We start from the raw sequence: 18,406 nt of genomic DNA on the forward strand, positions 1-18,406 counted from the left end.
GGTGGTTCTACTCCGGGGTGGACGGGGCGGCGAGGGCCTGCGAGCTGCGGGCGGCGTAGTCGCGGTCGCCGACCAGCACGGCGTCCTGGCCGTCGGTGTCGGAGAGCTGGACCTGCACGGCCTCGCGCAGCGAGGTGGGCAGGTTCTTGCCCACGTAGTCGGCGCGGATGGGCAGCTCGCGGTGGCCGCGGTCGACCAGGACGGCGAGCTGCACGGCGCGCGGGCGGCCGATGTCGCCGAGGGCGTCGAGGGCGGCGCGCACGGTGCGGCCGGAGAAGAGCACGTCGTCGACCAGGATCACCAGCTTGCCGTCGATCCCGGTGGGCGGGATCTCGGTGTGCTCCAGGGCGCGGGCGGGCTTGAGCCGCAGGTCGTCCCGGTACATGGTGATGTCGAGGGTGCCGAGCGGGATCTCGCGGCCGGTGATCTGCGTCAGCTTGGCGTGCAGCCGGCGGGCGAGATGGACGCCACGGGTGTGGATGCCGAGGAGGACGACGTCCTCCGCGCCCTTGGCGCGCTCCACGATCTCGTGCGCGATCCGGGTGATCACCCGGGAGATGTCCGCGCCGTCCAGCACCTGGTGCGGCGGACGCGGTGTGTCAGTCTGTGTGGTCATGCCGAAGCGGACCTCCTTCCCCGCCTCACTGGACGGGCCTTAAAGGATGTCTTGGGATGGCTGCCCGGTCGTGCCGGAGGCCTCAGCCATGCTACCAGGGTGATCATGCGGTGCCCGCCAGCCTTTGTGTCGTGTTCACGCAGAGGTAGCAGACCATTCGCACGACTGCCCCATTCGGCTTGACGCGGCTACCTTACTCTACGTAACCTCACAGTGAGTTACGGAACGGGCGTCGAACCCACCGGTCGGACGTTCTGGGCAGCGGGGCACCCCTCCTCTCCCCCGTGACCACCATGAACACGCAATTCTCGTCCGGGGAGAACAATGTCCAGCGACTACGCGAAGCAGCTCGGAGGCAAACTCCGCGCCATCCGCACTCAGCAGGGGCTCTCCCTGCACGGCGTTGAGGAGAAGTCCCAGGGGCGCTGGAAGGCAGTCGTCGTCGGCTCCTACGAGCGCGGCGACCGCGCGGTGACCGTGCAGCGACTCGCCGAGCTGGCCGAGTTCTACGGCGTCCCGGTGCAGGAGCTGCTGCCCGGCGGCACCCCGGGCGGTGCGGCCGAGCCGCCGCCGCGCCTGGTGCTGGACCTGGAGAGACTGACTCAGGTCCCGTCCGAGAAGGCCGGCCCGCTGCAGCGCTACGCGGCCACCATCCAGTCCCAGCGCGGTGACTACAACGGCAAGGTGCTGTCGATCCGCCAGGACGACCTGCGCACGCTGGCCGTGATCTACGACCAGTCGCCGTCGATCCTCACCGAGCAGCTGATCAGCTGGGGCGTGCTCAACTCCGACGCGCGCCGCGCGGTCCGCGAGGAGGACGCGAGCTGAGCTCCGCCCAGTCTCGTTAGCTGAAGAAACGTCACGGCGCGGCCCTTGCGGGCCGCGCCGTTGTCGTTGCCGGATGCGCCGGGCGCTCGGGGGCTCGGCCGAGGCGGCCGGGTCGCGTTGCGCGCTGCGGTGCTACTGCTGCACGCGGGGCGCGCGGGCCAGCTGGCGCGACTGGGCGACCAGGCGGCCCGCCTCGTCCCAGATCTCGCAGTCCTCCTCGAAGTAGCCGCCGGCCAGGTTGCGGGTGGCGTGACTGACCCGCAGCCAGCCCGGCGCCGGCACGGCCCGCAGGTGGACGGTCAGCTCGATGGTCGGCGCCCAGCCGGGTATCCCGAGGTCGAAGGTGACCGGCGGCAGCGCGTCGGCGACCAGCAGCAGCGCCAGCGGGTCGGGCTCGCGACCGTCGGCCAGGCGGAACCAGCCCTGGATCCGGCCCTCCTTGGACGGCTGCCCGAGCGCCCAGCCGACGGTGGCCGGGTCCAGCCGCAGGTCGAAGCGCTGCAGCAGGGCGGCCTGCTCGACGAAGGCCGGCGGGGCGTGCTCCACCCCGATGCACTGCTCCTTGGGCGGCAGGGCGGGCGGGGTGGCCGAGGTCTGCACCTCGCCGTCCAGGGCGGCCAGCTCGCCGTAGCTGGCCAGCACTCTGAGCCGCTCGACCGGCGTGCCGTCCTCGTCGTCCTGGTAGAGCACGGCGGTGGCGGTGGAGAGCGAACGGCCGCGCCGGACCACCTCGGTACGGACCGAGACCGGGCCGGGGCGGGAGGCGGAGAGGTAGTAGCAGCTGATCGAGAGCGGGTCCGGGTGCTCGGGCAGCTCCTGGCGCAGCGCGTTGGCGGCGACCGCGAGCAGAAGGCCGCCGTTGATCCCGCCGCCGATCTGCCAGCCGGTTCCCAACTCACCGCGGTAGCACCCGGACTCGCCGTCCGGGTGCAGCGCGATGCCCTGGTCGAACTCACTGCTTGTCGCGGTCGCGGTGGTCATGCGAACGCCGCCCTCTCTACGAAGTTACTGGCCAGTAGGCAGCTTACTCCAGGGCGGTGAACTGGCGATGGCCGCCAGACGATTCGTCTGGCGGCCATCAGCGCATGCCGATCGGAGCACGGGGGCTCGGTGGCGGGGCTCAGCGGCGGATCGAGGCCTTGTTCTCCTGGAACCTGGCCAGCAGTCCGTTGACGAAGCCCGGCGAGTCGTCCGTGGAGTACTCCTTGGCGATCTCCACCGACTCGTCCAGGACGACCGCGTCCGGCACGCCGTCTTCCCAGATCAGCTCGTAGGCACCGAGCCGCAGGACGTTGCGGTCCACCACCGGCATCCGGTCCAGCGTCCAGCCGACCGCGTAGCTCGAGATGAGCTCGTCGATCCGGCGGGCGTGCTGCACATAGCCCTCGACCAGTTGCATGGTGTACTCGGCGACCTGCGGGACGCCCTCGTCCGGCTTGGGCTCCCGCGCACGGGCCACCCAGTCGGCGAGCACCGAGAGCGGATCGACGCCGCGGTGGTCGGCCTCGAAGAGGATCTGGAAGGCGCGCGTGCGGGCCTTGCTGCGTGCGGCCGACACGGTTACTTGTTCACCCGGCCGAGGTAGCTGCCGTCACGGGTGTCGACCTTGATCTTCTCGCCGGTGGTGATGAAGAGCGGAACGGCGATCTCCGCACCGGTCTCCAGCTTGGCCGGCTTGGTGCCACCGGTGGAGCGGTCGCCCTGCAGACCGGGCTCGGTCTCCTCGATGACCAGCTCGACGGAGGCCGGCAGCTCGATGTAGAGCGGGTTGCCCTCGTACACCGCGACCAGGGCCTCGAAGCCCTCGAGCAGGTACTTGGCGGCGTCGCCGACGACCTCGGGGCCGATCATCAGCTGGTCGTAGGTGTCCATGTCCATGAACACGAACTGCTCGCCGTCCTTGTACGAGAACTGCATGCCGCGCTTGTCGACATTGGCGGTCTCGACCTTGGTGCCCGCGTTGAACGTCTTGTCGACGACCTTGCCGCTCAGTACGTGCTTGAGCTTGGTGCGCACGAAGGCAGGGCCCTTGCCCGGCTTGACGTGCTGGAACTCGACCACGGACCAGAGCTGGTCGTTGTCGAGCTTGAGGACCATGCCGTTCTTGAGATCGTTCGTGGAAGCCACGGGCGCACTTACTCCTGATATAGCTGTCAAGGAACCAAGGGGTGCGCGCCTGTTCCACCGGAGTCGGTGGTCACAGGGCGAGGAGCTCCTTGGTGGTGATGGTGAGCAGCTCGGGCCCGCCCGCTTCACTGGGGCGTACGACGAGCGTGTCCTCGATCCGGACCCCGCCGCGGCCCGGGAGGTGAACCCCTGGACCGACGGTGACCGGCACGCGATTGTCCAGTTTACCCATCTCGTCGGGTCCCAGCTGCGGCGCCTCCCTGACCTCCAGCCCCACACCGTGCCCGAACGGCTGCGGCCACTGCTCGACGTGGCCCGCCGCGCGCAGCACCTCGCGGGCCGCGCGGTCCGGCGCGCTGCCCGGCACGCCCGGCAGCAGCGCCTCCCGACCGGCCCGCTGGGCCTCGAAGACCAGCCGGTGCAGCTCGACCTGCCAGGCCGCGGGGGCCGCGCCGATCACGAAGGTGCGGGTGCTGCAGACCGTGTAGCCGCGGTACTGGGCGCCGAGCGAGACGGTGAGGAAGTCGCCCTCCTCGACCCGCCGGTCGGTGGGCTGGTGGGCGCTGCGGCCCGAGTGGCCGCCGGTGCCGACCGAGACGGGGTAGCCGGCCCGGTCCGCGCCGTGGTCGATCATCCGCCGCTCCAGCTCCATCGCCAGGTGCCGCTCGGTCCGCCCGACCAGGATCGACTCCAGCAGTTCGCCGAGCGCCTGGTCGCCGATCTCGGCGGCGATCCGCAGGTCGGCGATCTCCTGCTCGTCCTTGACCACCCGCAGGTGCTCGACCGCCCGGTTGAGGTCCGTCAGGCGCACCGCCGGGGCCAGCGCGGCGACCGCGCGCAGGCGGCTGACCGTCAGGTCGTGCTCCTCCACCGCCAGGTCCGAGACCCGCAGGCCGGCCGCCGACTCGGCGGCGACCTCGGCGGTGTCCTGCTCCGGCTCGGCGGTCAGGTGCGGCAGGTCGACCGCGTACGGGTGCTCGCCGGTGTCGTCCGGCGGCAGGCCGGCGGGCAGCACGAGCAGCGCGCGCTCCCGGGTGAGCAGCAGGGTGGCGCCGCACGGGGCGCAACCGGTGAGGTACCGGACGTTGGCGGGCTTGGTGATCAGCGCCGCGTCCGCTCCGCCCGCACTGCAGTACTCGCTGAGCCGCTCCCGGCGGGCCGCGTGCGCATCAGACATACCTGCCAGCCTACGAAGAGTGCAGGTCGGGCGCCTGTTGTGGGGAGCCGGACGGTTACCTTGACACCGTTCGGACAGTTGCCCGGGCAGCATGACGATCAGTCATATAGGCTGCGCGGCGCGGCCATCGGGTTGCCACTGTTGGGGAGGATCACCGTGACCGAGTCGGAGCTGTCGGACGACTGGGAGCCCGTCGAGATCGACACCACCGTCGCCCACTCGGCGCGGGTCTACGACTACTGGCTGGGCGGCAAGGACAACTTCCCGGCCGACCGGGAACTGGCCGAGCAGATCATCGCGGCCGTGCCCAACATGCGCGCGATGGCCCGGGCCAACCGGGACTTCCTGGCCAAGGCCGTCAGCCACCTGGTCACCGAGGGCGGCATCCGGCAGTTCCTGGACGTCGGCACCGGCATCCCGACCGCCGGCAACACCTTCGAGGTGGCCCAGGCGCTGGCCCCGGAGAGCCGGGTGCTCTACGTCGACAACGACCCGATCGTGCTTGCCCACGCCCGGGCGATGATCTCCAGCCACCCGGCGGGGCGGACCTCCTTCATCCTCGGCGACCTGCGCAAGCCGGCCGACATCCTGGGCCACCCGGCCTTCGGGAAGATCATCGACCGGGACCAGCCGGTCGGCCTGCTGCTGATCGCGGTGCTGATGCTCTTCAAGGACGCCGAGGACCCGTGGGCCATGGTCCGCGCGCTGATCGACGCGCTGCCCTCGGGCAGCTACGTGGCCCTGACCCACCCGAGCGGGGACTTCGCCCCCGAGGAGGTGGCGATCGCGGTGCGGGCCGCCGAGCACGCGCACGTGACGCTCACCCCGCGCTCGCGCGCCGAGGTGGCGCGCTTCCTGGACGGCCTGGAGCTGGTCGAGCCCGGCGTGGTGCCGGTGCTCGGCTGGGGCGAGGTGCCGGACGGCGTGGACGTCGACTCGGCGTACTACTACGGCGCGGTGGCCCGCAAGCCGTAGCCGCAGGTGGTGGGATGGGCGCGTGGAGTGGTTCACCGCGCCCGACTACGCACTGAGCAGACTGGTCCTGCAGCGTCTGCTGGCCGCCGTCTACCTGACGGGGTTCCTGACGGCGGCCCAGCAGTTCCGGGCGCTGATCGGCGAGCACGGACTGCTGCCGGTGCCGCGCTACCTGCGCCACCGGGGGTGGCGGGAGGCGCCGAGCCTCTTCCAGTGGGGGTACTCGGACCGCCGCTTCGCCGCCGTCGCCTGGAGCGGGGCCGCGCTCGCGGCGGGGATCTGCGCCGGGCTGGCGGACGCGGTGCCGCTGTGGGCCTCGATGCTGCTCTGGGCCGCGCTGTGGTTCCTCTACCTCTCGATCGTCAACGTGGGGCAGACCTGGTACGCCTTCGGCTGGGAGTCGCTGCTGCTGGAGGCCGGTTTCCTCGCCTGTTTCCTGGGAAACGCGCAGGTCGCGCCGCCGTTCCCGATGCTGCTGCTGGTCCGCTGGCTGCTCTTTCGGGTGGAGTTCGGGGCCGGGCTGATCAAACTGCGCGGCGACTCCTGCTGGCGGGACCTGAGCTGCCTGCGGTACCACCACGAGACCCAGCCGATGCCCGGGCCGCTGAGCTGGTACTTCCACCATCTGCCGATGCCGCTGCACCGGGTCGAGGTGGCGGCCAACCATGTCGCGCAGCTCGGCTTCCCGGTGCTGCTCTTCACCCCCCAGCCGATCGCCTCGGTGGCGGCCGGGGCGATGGTGGTGACCCAGCTCTGGCTGGTGCTGTCCGGGAACTTCGCCTGGCTCAACTGGCTGACCATCGCGCTGGCCTTCGGCGCGCTGCGGCTGCCGGGCGCGCCGGGGCCGGCCACCGCCCGGGCGCCGCTCTGGTTCGAGGTGGCGGTGCTGCTCTGCACCGCCCTGGTGCTGGTGCTCAGCTACTGGCCGGCCCGCAACCTGCTGTCACGCCGTCAGCTGATGAACTACTCCTTCAACCGGCTGCACCTGGTGAACACCTACGGCGCCTTCGGCAGCATCAGCCGGGTCCGCTTCGAGGTGGTGCTGGAGGGCACGGACGAGGCGGTGCTGACCCCGTCCACCGTCTGGCGGGAGTACGGCTTCAAGGGCAAGCCGGGGGACGTGCGCCGGCGCCCGCGCCAGTACGCGCCCTACCACCTGCGGCTGGACTGGCTGATGTGGTTCGCCGCGCTCTCCCCCGGCTACGCCCGGCCGTGGCTGCGGCTCCTCGTGGAGCGGCTGCTGACCGCGGACCCGCCGACCCTGCGGCTGCTGCGGCACAACCCGTTCCCGACCGAGCCGCCGCGCTACGTCCGCGCGGTGCAGTACCGGTACCGGTACACCAGCTGGGCCGAGCGACGGGAGACCGGCGCCTGGTGGCACCGGTCCGGGCGGCGGCTCTACCTGGCGCCGGTCAGGAGAATCTGAGAACCGCCCTGCCCGGGTCGGCCCGCAGGAAAATCCTTCCGCGATTCTTTCGACATCAAGTATCTTGACGTCGAGATTGATGGAACGGTGAGACGGGGGTCGTGGCATGAGGTGGGACGGCGACGGGTTGATCGCGCAGTTGCGGCGGCCGCCGGGTGGGCGGGATGCGCGGATCATGCTGCTCGCGCAGGGCCTGGACCGGACCGGCACGGGGGTGTGGGCGGCGGCCTCGGTGCTGTACTTCACCTTCGTCTGCCGACTGGACGCGCGACAGGTGGGGCTGCTGGTGGGCGTGGCGGCGGTCGCGGGGATCGCGGGGTCGCCGATCGCGGGCCGGTTGGCCGAACGCCTGCCGGTGCGCGGACTGCTGATCGGCAGTCACCTGCTGCGGCTCGGGACCATGGGCCTGATGCTGGCGGTGCACGGCTTCGCGGCGCTGCTGCCGGTGGTGGCGGTCACCTGCCTGGCGGAGCGCGGGGCCAAGACACTGGAGATGCTCTTCGCCACCCGGGTCGCCGGCCGGCAGCGGGGCACCTACCAGGCACTGTTCCGCACCGTGGCCAACGCCGGGTACGCGGTGGGCGCCGGCATCGCGGCGATCGGACTCGCGGTGGGGACGACGAACGCCTACCGGGCACTGATCCTGGCCGACGCGCTCTCCTACCTGCTGGCCGCCGCCCTGATCTGGCACACCCGGGAGCCGAGCGGGCTCGGGCAGGTGGTGGCCCGCTCCGCGGACGAGCCCGCCGACGACCCGGCACCCGCGCCCAGCCCCTGGCGGGACCGCGGCTACCTGCTCTTCGTGCTGCTGGACATCCCGATGTGCCTCGAGGACTCGGTGCTCAACGTCGGGCTGCCGCTCTGGCTCGTGCACCACACCACGGCCCCGCACGCCTTCGTGCCGGCCTTCCTGGTGATCAACACCGTGGTGGTGGTGCTGCTGCAGTTGCCGGTCTCCAGGCGGACCGAGGGCCCGCGCCGGGCGGCCGGGGCGGTGGCCTGGTACGGGGTGACGCTGCTCGCCTGCTGCGCCGTACTGGCCGCGAGCACCGGCGCCGGGGCCTGGTCGGCGGCGGCGGCCCTGCTGCTGGCCGCGGTCCTGGTCACCCTGGCCGAGCTGGTCCGCTCGGTCACCTCCTGGGAGCTGGCCGTCTCGCTGGCACCCGCCCGGGCGCGGGCCTCCTACCTGGGCGTGGCCGGGATGTCCCAGTCCGTGCAGAAGTCGGTCGGGCCGCTGCTGCTGACCGGCGCGGTGATGACGGCCGGACCGGTCGGCTGGCTCGCCCTCGGGGCGGGCGTCACCGGCCTGTCGCTGCTGCAGCGGCGCGCCTGCCTGCGGCGGCTGGACGCGCTGCGCGACGCGGACGCCGCCACCCCGCGCCAGCTGCTGCATGCCTGACCCTGCTGCCCGCCTGACCCGGTCAGGCCGGCCGGGTGGTCAGCGCTGCTGGCAGTTCGGGCACCAGAAGAGGTTGCGGGCGGCGTGCTGCTCGGTGCGGACCTCGGTGCCGCAGACCAGGCAGGCCTGGCCGGTGCGGCGGTAGACGTAGACCTCGCCGCCGTGGTCGTCCACCCGGGGCGGGCGGCCCATCGCCTCGGGCGTGTGCTCGGGGCGGACGGTGTCGATCCGGCCGATCGCGGCGCCCTCGCGCATCAGCTCGACCAGGTCCCGCCAGATCAGCTCCCACTCGGCGCGGGCGAGGTCCCGGCCGGCCCGGTGCGGGTCGATGCCGTGCCGGAAGAGCACCTCGGCACGGTAGACGTTGCCGACGCCCGCCAGGATCTTCTGGTCCATCAGGAGGGCGGCTATCGTGCTGCGGCTGCGGGTGATCCGGTCCCAGGCGCGCTCGGGCTCGGCGTCGGCGCGCAGCGGGTCGGGACCCAGCCGGGCGTGCACCACGTCCTTCTCGGCGGGGGTGAGCAGCTCGCAGGTGGCCGGGCCGCGCAGGTCCGCGTAGTGCTCCTGGTTCTCCAGCCGCAGCCGGATCAGGCCGACCGGGTCGGGCGCGGGCGCGGCACCGAAGGTGAAACCGCCGTAGAGGCCCAGGTGGATGTGCAGCCAGGCGTCGGCGAAGCCGAGGAAGAGGTGCTTGCCGTCCGCCTCGGCCTGCTCCAGCACCTGCCCGTCGACCAGCTTGGCGCCCTCGGCGAACCGGCCCTGCGGACTGGAGACGGCGACCGGGCGGCTGCCGAACGCACGGAGGTTCTCGGCGGCGAGCCGGTGCAGGACGTGGCCTTCGGGCATGGCGGATCAGAGCTCTCTGGTCGAACGGTTCAGCGGACCGGCTGCCCGGTCAGTCGGGCGGCGATCACCCGGTCCAGCGCGTCGGCGGTGCCGGCCACGTCCAGCTGGGAGTTGTCGATGATCGGCAGGCCGGAGTTGTACCAGCCGGCCATCCGGCCGTGGATCAGCGCCACCTGCTCGTCGCTGAGCCGCCGGTTGCCGCTGCGGCGGGCGTTGCGGGCGAGCACCGAGTCCAGGCCGGGCAGCAGCACCACCGGGATCATGCCGGGACCGATGTGCCGCTTCCAGCCGCCCAGCCCGATCGCCGGACGGTCCGGGAAGACCGCGTCGTCGATGATGCAGGAGATCCCGTTGGCCAGGTAGTTGCGGCAGGCGAAGCCGCAGGTGCGGCGGGCCAGCCGGTACTGGGCCTCGGAGGCGCTGTTCCAGCCGGACTGCGGGTTGGCGAAGCCGGACTGCACCCACTCGCGGACGTCGTCCAGGCTGATGTGCGCGGTGGGCACCGGGCGGCGTTCGGCCCAGTGCCGGGCCACCGTGGTCTTGCCGGCCCCGGCCGGGCCGATCAGCAGCACCGCCAGCGGGCCGGGGGGCAACTGGCCGGGGTGCGGCGCGGGGTGGGTCGGGAGCTGGACCGGCGCGCCGGTGGGCATCACGAAGTGCCCGGTCGACCCCGGCGGCACGGCGGCGCTCGGCGCACTGACCTGCAGCCGGCGGGCCGGCGCCGGAGGTGCGGTCGGTGCGGGAGGCGCGGCAGGGGCGGCGGGCGCGGCAGCCGGCGGCTGAGCGACCGTCACGGGCGGCGGGGGCACGGCGGGCTGAGCGACCGTCGGCTGACCCGTCGGCTGCTGCGGCGCGTGCTGGTCGGCGGGCGACGGCGGCAGCTGCTGCGCGTGCGGTACGGGCGCAGGCGGCACCGGCGGTCGCGGGGGCACTCCCCCGGCGTACTGCTGCGTCACGGTCACACCTCCCGGCGGGGACATTACACGGCGGCCCGGCGGCGAGCACAGTCCGCCGCCGGGCCGCCTGACGCCGAGCACACTGATATGTCGAGGTCAACGCGTGGTGAGCTGCTCCGCCAGTGCGCGCAGGGCCAGCTCGTACGACCCGAGACCGAAGCCCGCGATGGTCCCCGAGGCGATCGAGGCGATCACCGAGGTGTGGCGGAACTCCTCGCGTGCGTACGGGTTGGAGATGTGCACCTCGATCAGCGGCGCGGTGCGCTGGGCGGCCGCGTCGCGCATCGCGTACGAGTAGTGCGTGAAGGCACCCGGGTTGATCACCACGGGGGTCTTCTCATCGGCCGCCCAGTGCAGCCACTCGATCATCTGCTGCTCGGAGTTGGTCTCCTTGACCTCGACCTCGAAGCCGAGCTCCTTGCCGAGCTTGGTGCAGCGCTCGACCAGGCCGGCGTAGGAGGTGGCGCCGTAGACGTCGGGCTCCCGGCTGCCGAGCCGGCCCAGGTTCGGACCGTTCAGCACCAGGACGCGCTGACCGAAGGCCTGGCTCACGCGGACACCTCCGCGTAGGCCGCGACCAGCAGCGACGGGTCCGGGCCCTCCAGCACCGAGGTCTTGGCCAGACCGTCCAGCACGATGAAGCGGATCAGGTCGCCACGCGACTTCTTGTCGATCTTCATGGCGTCCAGCAGCTTCGGCCAGGCGTCCGCCCGGTAGCTCAGCGGCAGGCCGACCGAGGCCAGCACGGTGCGGTGCCGGTCGGCCGTCGCGTCGTCCAACCGCCCGGCCAGCCGGCCCAGTTCGGCGGCGAACACCATGCCGACCGAGACCGCGGCGCCGTGCCGCCACTTGTACCGCTCGTTGCGCTCGATGGCGTGCGCCAGGGTGTGGCCGTAGTTGAGGATCTCGCGCCGGCCGGCCTCCTTGAGGTCGCCGGAGACCACGTCCGCCTTCACCTGGATGGCCCGCTGGATCAGCTCCACGGTGTGCGGGCCGGCCGGGGTCTTGGCGCCCTCCGGGTCGGCCTCCACCAGGTCGAGGATGACCGGGTCGGCGATGAAGCCGCACTTGATCACCTCGGCCAGGCCGGAGACGTAGTCGTGCTTGGGCACGGTCTCCAGGGTGGCCAGGTCGGCCAGCACGCCGGCCGGCGGGTGGAAAGCGCCGACCATGTTCTTGCCCTCGGCGATGTTGATGCCGGTCTTGCCGCCGACCGCCGCGTCCACCATGCCGAGCAGCGTGGTGGGCATCGAGATCCAGCGGACCCCGCGCAGCCAGGTGGCCGCGACGAAGCCGGCCAGGTCGGTGGTCGCCCCGCCGCCCAGGCCGACGATCACATCGGTGCGGGTGAAGCCGGTCTGGCCGAGCGCCGACCAGCAGAACGCGGCGACCTCGGCGCTCTTGGCGTCCTCGGCGTTCGGCACCTGGAGCGCGATCGCCTCGTACCCCTGGGCGAGCAGGTCCTCGCGGATCGCCTCGCCGGTGGCGGCCAGCGCCTCCGGGTGGATGATCGCGACCCGCCTCGCCTGGTTGCCGATCAGCGCGCCGAGCTCGCCCAGCAGCTGACGGCCGATCAGCACGTCGTAGGGCTCGTGGCCGGCCGAACCGCCGACGTGGATGGTGACGGTCTCAGTCATGCTTCCTTCAGCTCCAGGGATTCCAGGACGGCGTCCGCGACCTGCTCCGGGGTGCGCCCCTCGGTGTCGACCACGGCGGCGGCCACCTCCAGGTAGAGGGGGCGGCGGCGCTCCATCAGCTCGCGCCACTGCTGGCGCGGGTTGACCGCGAGCAGCGGGCGCGGGGCGTCCAGGCCGACCCTCCGGACGGCGTCGGCGAGCGCGACCTCCAGGTAGGCGACCGGACGGCCCTTCAGCAGGGTACGGGTGGCCTCGGCCATCACCGCGCCACCGCCGAGCGCCAGCACGCCGGGGTGCTCGGCCAGCCCGTCGGCCACGGCCTGCCGCTCCAGCTCGCGGAAGTGCGGTTCGCCGTCCTCGATGAAGATCTCCGGGATCGGCTTGCCGGCCCGCTGCTCGATGTCGGCGTCGGTGTCCCGGAAGTCGGTGCCCAGGCGCTCGGCGAGCAGCCGGCCGACCGTGCTCTTGCCGGCCCCGGGCGGGCCGACCAGCACCACCAGCGGACCGGTCGTCGGACCGGCGGGACCGGTCATCGGACGATCAGGTGGTCGAGGTAGCTCTGCACGTTGCGGCGGGTCTCCGAGACGTGGTCGCCGCCGAACTTCTCGCTCACCGCGTCGGCCAGCACCAGCGCGACCATCGCCTCGGCGACGATGCCGGCGGCCGGCACCGCGCAGACGTCGGAACGCTGGTGGTGGGCCTTGGCGGGCTCGCCGGTGCGCACGTCGATGGTCTGCAGGGCGCGCGGCACGGTGGCGATCGGCTTCATCGCGGCCCGCACCCGCAGCAGCTCGCCGGTGGACAGGCCGCCCTCGGTGCCGCCGGAGCGGTTGGCGGTGCGCTTGACGCCGTCCGGGGTCGGCACGATCTCGTCGTGCGCCTGCGAGCCGGGGATCCGGGCCAGCTCGAAGCCGTCGCCGACCTCGACGCCCTTGATCGCCTGGATGCCCATCAGCGCGGCGGCCAGCCGGGCGTCCAGGCGGCGGTCCCAGTGCACGTGCGAGCCGAGGCCCACCGGCACGCCGTACGCGAGGACCTCGACCACGCCGCCGAGCGTGTCGCCGTCCTTGTGGGCCTGGTCGATCTCGGCGACCATCCGCTTGGAGGCGTCGGCGTCCAGGCAGCGCACCGGGTCCTCGTCCAGGCGGGCCTCGTCGGCGGGCAGCGGCAGCACGCCGGCCGGGGCCTTGGCGGCGCCCAGCTCGACCACGTGCGAGACGATCTCGATGCCGCAGGTCTCCTTGAGGAAGGCGCGGGCGACGGTGCCCAGCGCGACCCGGGCGGCCGTCTCGCGGGCGCTGGCGCGCTCCAGGATCGGGCGGGCCTCGTCGATCGAGTACTTCTGCATGCCGGCCAGGTCGGCGTGGCCGGGGCGGGGGCGGGTGAGCGCCTCGTTGCGGGCGAGGCCGGCCAGGATCTCCGGATCCACCGGGTCGGCCGACATCACCTGCTCCCACTTGGGCCACTCGGTGTTGCCGACCATGATCGCGACCGGGCTGCCCATGCTCAGGCCGTGCCGGACACCGCCGAGGAAGGTCACCTCGTCCTGCTCGAACTTCATCCGGGCGCCGCGGCCGTAGCCCAGCCGGCGTCGGGCCAGCGCGTCAGCCACCGCCGCCGTGGTCACGGGGACGCCCGCGGGCAGGCCCTCCAGGGTGGCAACCAGGGCGGGGCCGTGCGACTCCCCCGCCGTCAGCCAGCGCAACGTACCCAACGGTGCTCCTTCGTCAGCGGCCCGGGTGCGGCCCTCGGTACCGCGGGCCCGGCCGGGCTCCAGTGGGCTCCTGCTGCGGCCCACCTCCGAATCCTTTCACGTTCGCCCCGTCGATCCAGCCACGGTCCGGTGGGCGGACATGCACAATCGTATTTCGCCCGCTTGTGCTCATGGGGCAGACTTGTTCGGGGTCGCCATTCCGCGAGCCACCGGACGAGACGCGCCGTACCCGGACTGACAAGACGACGCTGCTGGTCAGGAGTGTGCCGCCATGGAACAGGCCGTTCAGATCTTCGGCTCGATACTTATTCTGATCCCTTTCGCGCTGGCCCAGTGGGGCAGGACCAGCGCGCATTCCAAGGGATATCTGACCCTCAACCTCTGCGGTTCGGCCGTGTTGGCCGCTCAGGCCGGACTCACCTCGCAGTGGGGATTCCTGCTGCTGGAGGGGGTCTGGGCGATCGTCTCGTTCTTCGGACTGATCGCCGTGCTGCGCGGGCGCGAACCGCGCGGGGCGCACTGACCCCGGGCGGCCCGGACAGGCCCTACGCCCCCAGCGCCGCCTCGCCCGCCGCGCGCATCGCCGCCAGCGGTCCGGGCCGGACCCCGGTGAACAGTTCGAACTGCAGCACCGCCTGGTGCACCAGCAGGTCGAGCCCGCCCAGCACCGGCGCCCCGCGCTCGGCGCAGGCGGCGGCCAGCGGCGTCGGCCAGGGGTGGTAGAGCACGTCGAAGAGCGCCCCGGGCGTGGCGGTCAGCTCGCCGACGAAGCCGTCGGTCGCGCCCACCGGCGTGGTGGAGATGGTCAGCGGGCCGGTCAGCGCCTCGGCGCCGCGCGCCCAGTCGGCGGTCCGCACCGCCACCCCCAGCCGCTCCCCGAGCTCCCGCATCTCGCGCGCCCGTTCGGCGCTGCGGACGTGGACCGTCACCTCGCCGGTGCACACCTGCGCCAGCGCGGCCAGCGCCGAGGAGGCCGTGGCCCCCGCGCCGAGAACTGCCGCCGCCGGCACCTGCTCGATGCCGCGCTCGCGCAGCGCCGCGATCAGCCCGGGCACGTCGGTGTTGTCCCCGGTCCGCCGCCCGTCCGCCTGGAAGACCAGCGTGTTCACGGCGTCCACCGCCAGCGCCGTCTCGCTCACCTCGTCCAGCAGCGGGATCACCGCCCGCTTCAGCGGCATGGTCAGCGAGAAGCCCGCCCAGCCGCCCGGCTCCAGTCCCGCGAGGAACCCGGGCAGCGCGGCCTCGTCCAGCTCGAACCGGTCGTACGCCCAGTCGTCCAGGCCGACCGCCCGGTACCCGGCGTTGTGCAGCACCGGGGAGAGCGAGTGCGCGATCGGTGAGCCGAGTACCGCGGCGCGGGGCTGCTGCGGGGTCATGAGCAGGTGACGTCCTTCGCGTTGAACCCCTTGCCGTTGTTGGTGCAGTACTCCTTGACGTTGGCCGCGAACTCGCTCGGGGAGGTGGAGAACCGGGTCTCGGTGGGGCTCATCGCGATGAAGTACAGCCAGGTGCCGTCGGCCGGGTTGAGCACGGCCTTGATCGCGTCCTCGCCCGGGTTGGAGATCGGCGTGGGCGGCAGGCCGGGGTTGATGTAGGTGTTGTACTTGTTGGACCCGTCCTTGATCTGCGCGTCGGTGAGCTGCTTGGAGCCGACCGAGTACTGCAGCGTGGTGTCCATGCCGAGCTTGTGGTGGATGACGGGTTCGGTGTTCAGGCGGTTCTGGATGGTCTTGGCCATCTTGCCGAAGTCGGCGGTGTTGTTGCCCTCGGCCTGCAGGATGCTCGCCTCGGTGATCACGTCGTAGGCGTTCTTCAGGCCGACCTTCTGCGCCGCGGCGTCCAGGTTGAGCTGGCTGTACTCGTTGGTGGCGTTGGTCACCATCTGCTTGAGCAGGTCCTCGGGCTTCATGCCCTGGCTGACCGAGTACTTGGCCGGCCAGAGGAAGCCCTCGGGGTTGTTGTTGGCGTACGGCGGCAGACCGAGGTTGCCCGCGTTCGCCTTGGCCGCGTCCGCGGTCGCGCCGGCCTGCAGCTTCAGCTTCTTGTCGATCATCGTGTAGATGCTCGCCGCGGTCTTGCCCTCGGGGATGATCAGCGAGTCGCCGCCGGCCTCACTGAGCATCAGCTGCACGGCGGCGTCGCCGGACATCTGCTGCTGCATGTAGTAGTAGCCGGGCTGGATCGGCTTGGCGGCCTTGGTGAAGGCGTTGTTGAAGGCACCGACGCTCTTCACCACGCCGGCGTCCTTGAGCACCTGGGCCATGTCGGCGCCCGAGGCGCCGTCCTTGATCTGGATCTGCACCTTGCCGGTGCCGGCGCCGGTGAAGTCCGGGGGCGGGCCGAAGGTGCGCTGGTAGAAGCCGTAGCCCCACCAGCCGGCGCCGCCGACCCCGCCGAGCAGCACCAGGGCGACCAGCAGGCAGGCACCGCCGTTGCGGCGGCCGGACTTCTTGCCCTTCTCCTTGCGCTTGCGCTGGGCGTCCTGGCTGTCGTCCTCGGTGCCGAGGAAGGAGTCGTGCTGCTCCTGCTCGCCCTCGGCGTAGTCGTCCTCGGTGTACTCGCCGTGCTCCTGGTACTCGCCGTCCTCGGCGTAGTCCTCGTGCTCGGCGTACTCGCCCTCGGCCGCGTGCGGGTTGTCGAGCGCGGCGGCCTCGGCCTCCCAGTCGATGCCGTCCGGACCGGGACCGGCGGGCTGCGGCACGGCCGGCGCGGGGGCCGGCCCGGAAGCCGGTCGGCGGACCTGCTGCGGCGGGACCTGCTGGGGCATCGACTGCTGGGGGACCTGCTGCTGCATCGGCTGCTGCGGCATGCCCTGCATCGGTGGCATCTGCTGCCCGGGCTGCGGCATCTGCTGAGGCATCTGCTGGCCCTGCTGCATCGGCTGGCCCTGCGGCATCGGCTGGCCCTGCTGCGGATACCCGCCCTGCTGGGGGTAGCCCTGCTGCGGATACCCCTGCTGCTGCGGGTAGCCCTGCTGCTGGGGGTACCCGCCCTGCTGCTGCCACTGTTGCTGCTGCTGGGCCTGCTGGTACGGGTCCATCGGCACGTAGTTCTGCTGCTGCCCGTACTGCTCGGTCCCCTGGACCGGGTACTGGGCCTGCCCGTACGGGTCCTGCGGGACGAACTCCGGCTCGCCCTGGGCGGCCGCCTGCGGCGACTGCTCACCGTAACCGGGAGCGCTGGGGTGCCACGGCTGGGAGCCGTAGCCCCGACCCAGATCAGTCATCGATTCCCTTAGGCCGACGGAGACGGACGGTTGAGCGGACGGCCCGTCCGGGACGGCGTCCCGTGCAGTATCCCGAAGGCTCGACCGGAGAGCGGGTCGAACCGGCGTGCTAGCGCAGCGCTTGAGGGGAGACGTTACCGTACCGCACGGTACCGTCCACGGTCCCGTCCTGGCGCTCAGCGCCCGCCCCGAGGTGCTTCGGCCCCCACCCCGCGCGCCTCAGCGCCCGCCGGGGTGCGGCGAGGAACCGCTGTGGGCCTGGTTCGCGTTGAACTCCTCGACGTTCTTGCGCTGCTGTTCCTCACTGTCCGTGAACCTGGTGTCGCCCGGCCGCACGGTCACGAAGTACAACCAGTCCCCCGGCGCCGGGTTGAGCGCGGCCTCCACCGCGTCGTGCCCGGGGTTGTCGATCGGGGTCGGCGGCAGGCCGGGGGCGCGGTAGGTGTTGTACGGCGAGTCGAGCTGGGTGTCGGTGACGGTGGTGTGCAGGCTGGTGCGCCCGAGCGCGTAGTTGATCGTGGAGTCCAGCTGCAGCGGCATCGCGCGGTCCAGCCGGTTGTAGATCACCCGGGCCACCCTGGCCATGTCGCCGGGGTTGTCCGACTCGCCCTGCAGCAGGCTGGCCACCGCCAGGACCTGGTACGGGGTCAGCTCGCCGACCGCCGGATGGTCCAGGCCGGCGTCCGACAGCTCGCCCGCGCCGTGGTGGACCATCTGCTGCAGCAGGGTCAGCGGCGTGCTGTCGGCGGTCACGCTGTAGGTGGCGGGGTAGAGCAGCCCCTCGGGGTTGCCGCCCGCGTACTCGGGCAGCCCGAGCTCGGCGCTGTGCTGCTGCGCGGTGTGCTGGGTGGTGCCGGCCGCGAGCGCCAGGCGCTGGTCCACGGCGGCGTAGATCTGGCTGGCCCGCCAGCCCTCGGGGACGGTCAGCGCGTTGGCGTTGGCCGGGTCGCCGAGCACCTGCAGCGCGGCGCCGGCGGACATCTTCCGGCGCAGCGCGTAGGTGCCCGGCTGGATCCGGTCGCCGATGCCGGAGCCGGCCGCCGCGTCGGTGAACGCCTTGACGCTGGCCACCACCTGGTTGCGCTGCAGGATCTGCCCGATGCTGGTCAGGCTGGCGCCCTGGGGCACCGAGACCCGCACGGCGCCGCTGCCCGCACCCGGGTAGTCGGCGGACGGGGTGGGGGTGCCCTGGCGCAGCGCCGCGACGATCTGCTGCCCGGTCAGCAGCGCGCCGCCGGCCAGCAGGGCGAGCAGCAGGACGGTGAGCGAGCAGGCCAGGCCGGTGCGGTGCGGCCGGCGCCGTCGGGGCTTCGGCGGGGGCCGTTCCGGGTCGGGCCCCGGCTCGTGGACCGGTGCGCCGAGGTGACCCGGTGTCAGCCCGGGCACGGCGTCCTGATCCATCCCGACCCCCTGGAAGTCCCGGGTGCGCAGCAGCGAGGGCCCGTCCGGACGCGTCCGGACGGGCCCATGAGCAGCACG

Annotated in this window: 19 protein-coding genes and 1 riboswitch; of the genes, 5 read left to right on the top strand and 14 right to left on the bottom strand. The window is 72.4% G+C overall.

Annotated elements, in window-relative coordinates:
* Nucleotides 1-7: 7 nt before the first annotated feature.
* Nucleotides 8-616, bottom strand: coding sequence for a bifunctional pyr operon transcriptional regulator/uracil phosphoribosyltransferase PyrR (pyrR, locus tag BR98_RS05825; protein ID WP_035840799.1), 609 nt, complete (start codon nucleotides 614-616; stop codon nucleotides 8-10).
* Nucleotides 617-940: 324 nt separating this feature from the next.
* On the opposite strand from pyrR, the gene bldD reads away from it, so the two are divergent.
* A complete protein-coding gene (gene bldD, locus BR98_RS05830) occupies nucleotides 941-1,444 on the top strand; it encodes a transcriptional regulator BldD (protein WP_035840801.1) in 504 nt (167 codons plus the stop codon).
* Nucleotides 1,445-1,576: 132 nt separating this feature from the next.
* Here the strand turns inward: bldD and BR98_RS05835 are convergent, their stop codons facing one another.
* The 4 genes from BR98_RS05835 to BR98_RS05850 all read right to left on the bottom strand — a co-directional run bounded on the left by BR98_RS05835 (nucleotide 1,577) and on the right by BR98_RS05850 (nucleotide 4,748).
* Nucleotides 1,577-2,425, bottom strand: a complete 849-nt coding sequence (locus BR98_RS05835; RefSeq protein WP_035840804.1) for a thioesterase family protein — start codon at nucleotides 2,423-2,425, stop codon at nucleotides 1,577-1,579.
* 139 nt (nucleotides 2,426-2,564) lie between these two features.
* Nucleotides 2,565-3,002: a transcription antitermination factor NusB gene (gene nusB, locus BR98_RS05840; protein WP_035840806.1), complete on the bottom strand. Its 438-nt coding sequence runs from the start codon at nucleotides 3,000-3,002 to the stop codon at nucleotides 2,565-2,567.
* A 2-nt stretch (nucleotides 3,003-3,004) separates the two neighbouring features.
* Complete coding sequence (efp, locus tag BR98_RS05845; RefSeq protein WP_035840808.1) at nucleotides 3,005-3,571, bottom strand: elongation factor P; 567 nt, start codon at nucleotides 3,569-3,571, stop codon at nucleotides 3,005-3,007.
* A gap of 70 nt (nucleotides 3,572-3,641) precedes the next feature.
* Complete coding sequence (locus BR98_RS05850) at nucleotides 3,642-4,748, bottom strand: M24 family metallopeptidase (RefSeq protein WP_035840811.1); 1,107 nt, start codon at nucleotides 4,746-4,748, stop codon at nucleotides 3,642-3,644.
* A gap of 156 nt (nucleotides 4,749-4,904) precedes the next feature.
* On the opposite strand from BR98_RS05850, the gene BR98_RS05855 reads away from it, so the two are divergent.
* The 3 genes from BR98_RS05855 to BR98_RS05865 all read left to right on the top strand — a co-directional run bounded on the left by BR98_RS05855 (nucleotide 4,905) and on the right by BR98_RS05865 (nucleotide 8,548).
* Entirely contained in the window at nucleotides 4,905-5,723 is an 819-nt protein-coding gene (locus tag BR98_RS05855; RefSeq protein ID WP_232247253.1) for an SAM-dependent methyltransferase, read from the top strand.
* Nucleotides 5,724-5,745: 22 nt separating this feature from the next.
* The gene (locus BR98_RS05860) at nucleotides 5,746-7,149 is read left to right on the top strand and encodes a lipase maturation factor family protein (RefSeq protein ID WP_035840814.1); all 1,404 of its coding nucleotides are present in this window, start codon (nucleotides 5,746-5,748) and stop codon (nucleotides 7,147-7,149) included.
* 175 nt (nucleotides 7,150-7,324) lie between these two features.
* The gene (locus tag BR98_RS05865) at nucleotides 7,325-8,548 is read left to right on the top strand and encodes an MFS transporter (RefSeq protein ID WP_035840816.1); all 1,224 of its coding nucleotides are present in this window, start codon (nucleotides 7,325-7,327) and stop codon (nucleotides 8,546-8,548) included.
* A gap of 39 nt (nucleotides 8,549-8,587) precedes the next feature.
* Here BR98_RS05865 and BR98_RS05870 read toward each other — a convergent pair whose 3' ends face one another.
* The 6 genes from BR98_RS05870 to aroC all read right to left on the bottom strand — a co-directional run bounded on the left by BR98_RS05870 (nucleotide 8,588) and on the right by aroC (nucleotide 13,701).
* Complete coding sequence (locus BR98_RS05870; protein ID WP_035840818.1) at nucleotides 8,588-9,394, bottom strand: Fpg/Nei family DNA glycosylase; 807 nt, start codon at nucleotides 9,392-9,394, stop codon at nucleotides 8,588-8,590.
* A gap of 29 nt (nucleotides 9,395-9,423) precedes the next feature.
* Nucleotides 9,424-10,374, bottom strand: a complete 951-nt coding sequence (locus BR98_RS05875) for an AAA family ATPase (protein WP_035840820.1) — start codon at nucleotides 10,372-10,374, stop codon at nucleotides 9,424-9,426.
* A 72-nt stretch (nucleotides 10,375-10,446) separates the two neighbouring features.
* Nucleotides 10,447-10,902, bottom strand: a complete 456-nt coding sequence (aroQ, locus tag BR98_RS05880) for a type II 3-dehydroquinate dehydratase (protein WP_035840823.1) — start codon at nucleotides 10,900-10,902, stop codon at nucleotides 10,447-10,449.
* Entirely contained in the window at nucleotides 10,899-11,987 is a 1,089-nt protein-coding gene (gene aroB, locus BR98_RS05885) for a 3-dehydroquinate synthase (RefSeq protein WP_035840825.1), read from the bottom strand. The genes aroQ and aroB overlap by 4 nt, the downstream gene beginning before the upstream one ends.
* Nucleotides 11,984-12,520 (bottom strand): shikimate kinase, encoded by a 537-nt coding sequence (locus tag BR98_RS05890; protein ID WP_035840827.1) that lies wholly within the window; start codon nucleotides 12,518-12,520, stop codon nucleotides 11,984-11,986. Before BR98_RS05890 ends, aroB begins: the two co-directional genes overlap by 4 nt.
* Nucleotides 12,517-13,701 carry a chorismate synthase gene (gene aroC / locus BR98_RS05895; RefSeq protein ID WP_157537429.1) on the bottom strand — a complete coding sequence of 395 codons (1,185 nt, stop codon included), beginning with the start codon at nucleotides 13,699-13,701 and terminating at the stop codon, nucleotides 12,517-12,519. Before aroC ends, BR98_RS05890 begins: the two co-directional genes overlap by 4 nt.
* Before the next feature lie 185 nt (nucleotides 13,702-13,886).
* Nucleotides 13,887-13,953, top strand: a riboswitch (guanidine-III (ykkC-III) riboswitch).
* A gap of 19 nt (nucleotides 13,954-13,972) precedes the next feature.
* Between aroC and BR98_RS05900 the strand changes: the two genes are divergently transcribed.
* Entirely contained in the window at nucleotides 13,973-14,224 is a 252-nt protein-coding gene (locus BR98_RS05900) for a CBU_0592 family membrane protein (protein ID WP_035840831.1), read from the top strand.
* Nucleotides 14,225-14,246: 22 nt separating this feature from the next.
* Here the strand turns inward: BR98_RS05900 and BR98_RS05905 are convergent, their stop codons facing one another.
* From BR98_RS05905 to mltG (BR98_RS36055), 3 genes are all read right to left on the bottom strand, one after another.
* On the bottom strand, nucleotides 14,247-15,077 hold the full coding sequence (locus BR98_RS05905) for a shikimate dehydrogenase (RefSeq protein WP_035840833.1): 831 nt from the start codon (nucleotides 15,075-15,077) through the stop codon (nucleotides 14,247-14,249).
* The gene (gene mltG, locus BR98_RS05910; RefSeq protein ID WP_051969353.1) at nucleotides 15,074-16,927 is read right to left on the bottom strand and encodes an endolytic transglycosylase MltG; all 1,854 of its coding nucleotides are present in this window, start codon (nucleotides 16,925-16,927) and stop codon (nucleotides 15,074-15,076) included. Before mltG (BR98_RS05910) ends, BR98_RS05905 begins: the two co-directional genes overlap by 4 nt.
* Before the next feature lie 219 nt (nucleotides 16,928-17,146).
* Nucleotides 17,147-18,328 (bottom strand): endolytic transglycosylase MltG, encoded by a 1,182-nt coding sequence (mltG, locus tag BR98_RS36055; RefSeq protein ID WP_051969354.1) that lies wholly within the window; start codon nucleotides 18,326-18,328, stop codon nucleotides 17,147-17,149.
* Nucleotides 18,329-18,406 lie beyond the last annotated feature (78 nt).

This window comes from Kitasatospora azatica KCTC 9699, assembly GCF_000744785.1.
Classification (GTDB): domain Bacteria; phylum Actinomycetota; class Actinomycetes; order Streptomycetales; family Streptomycetaceae; genus Kitasatospora; species Kitasatospora azatica.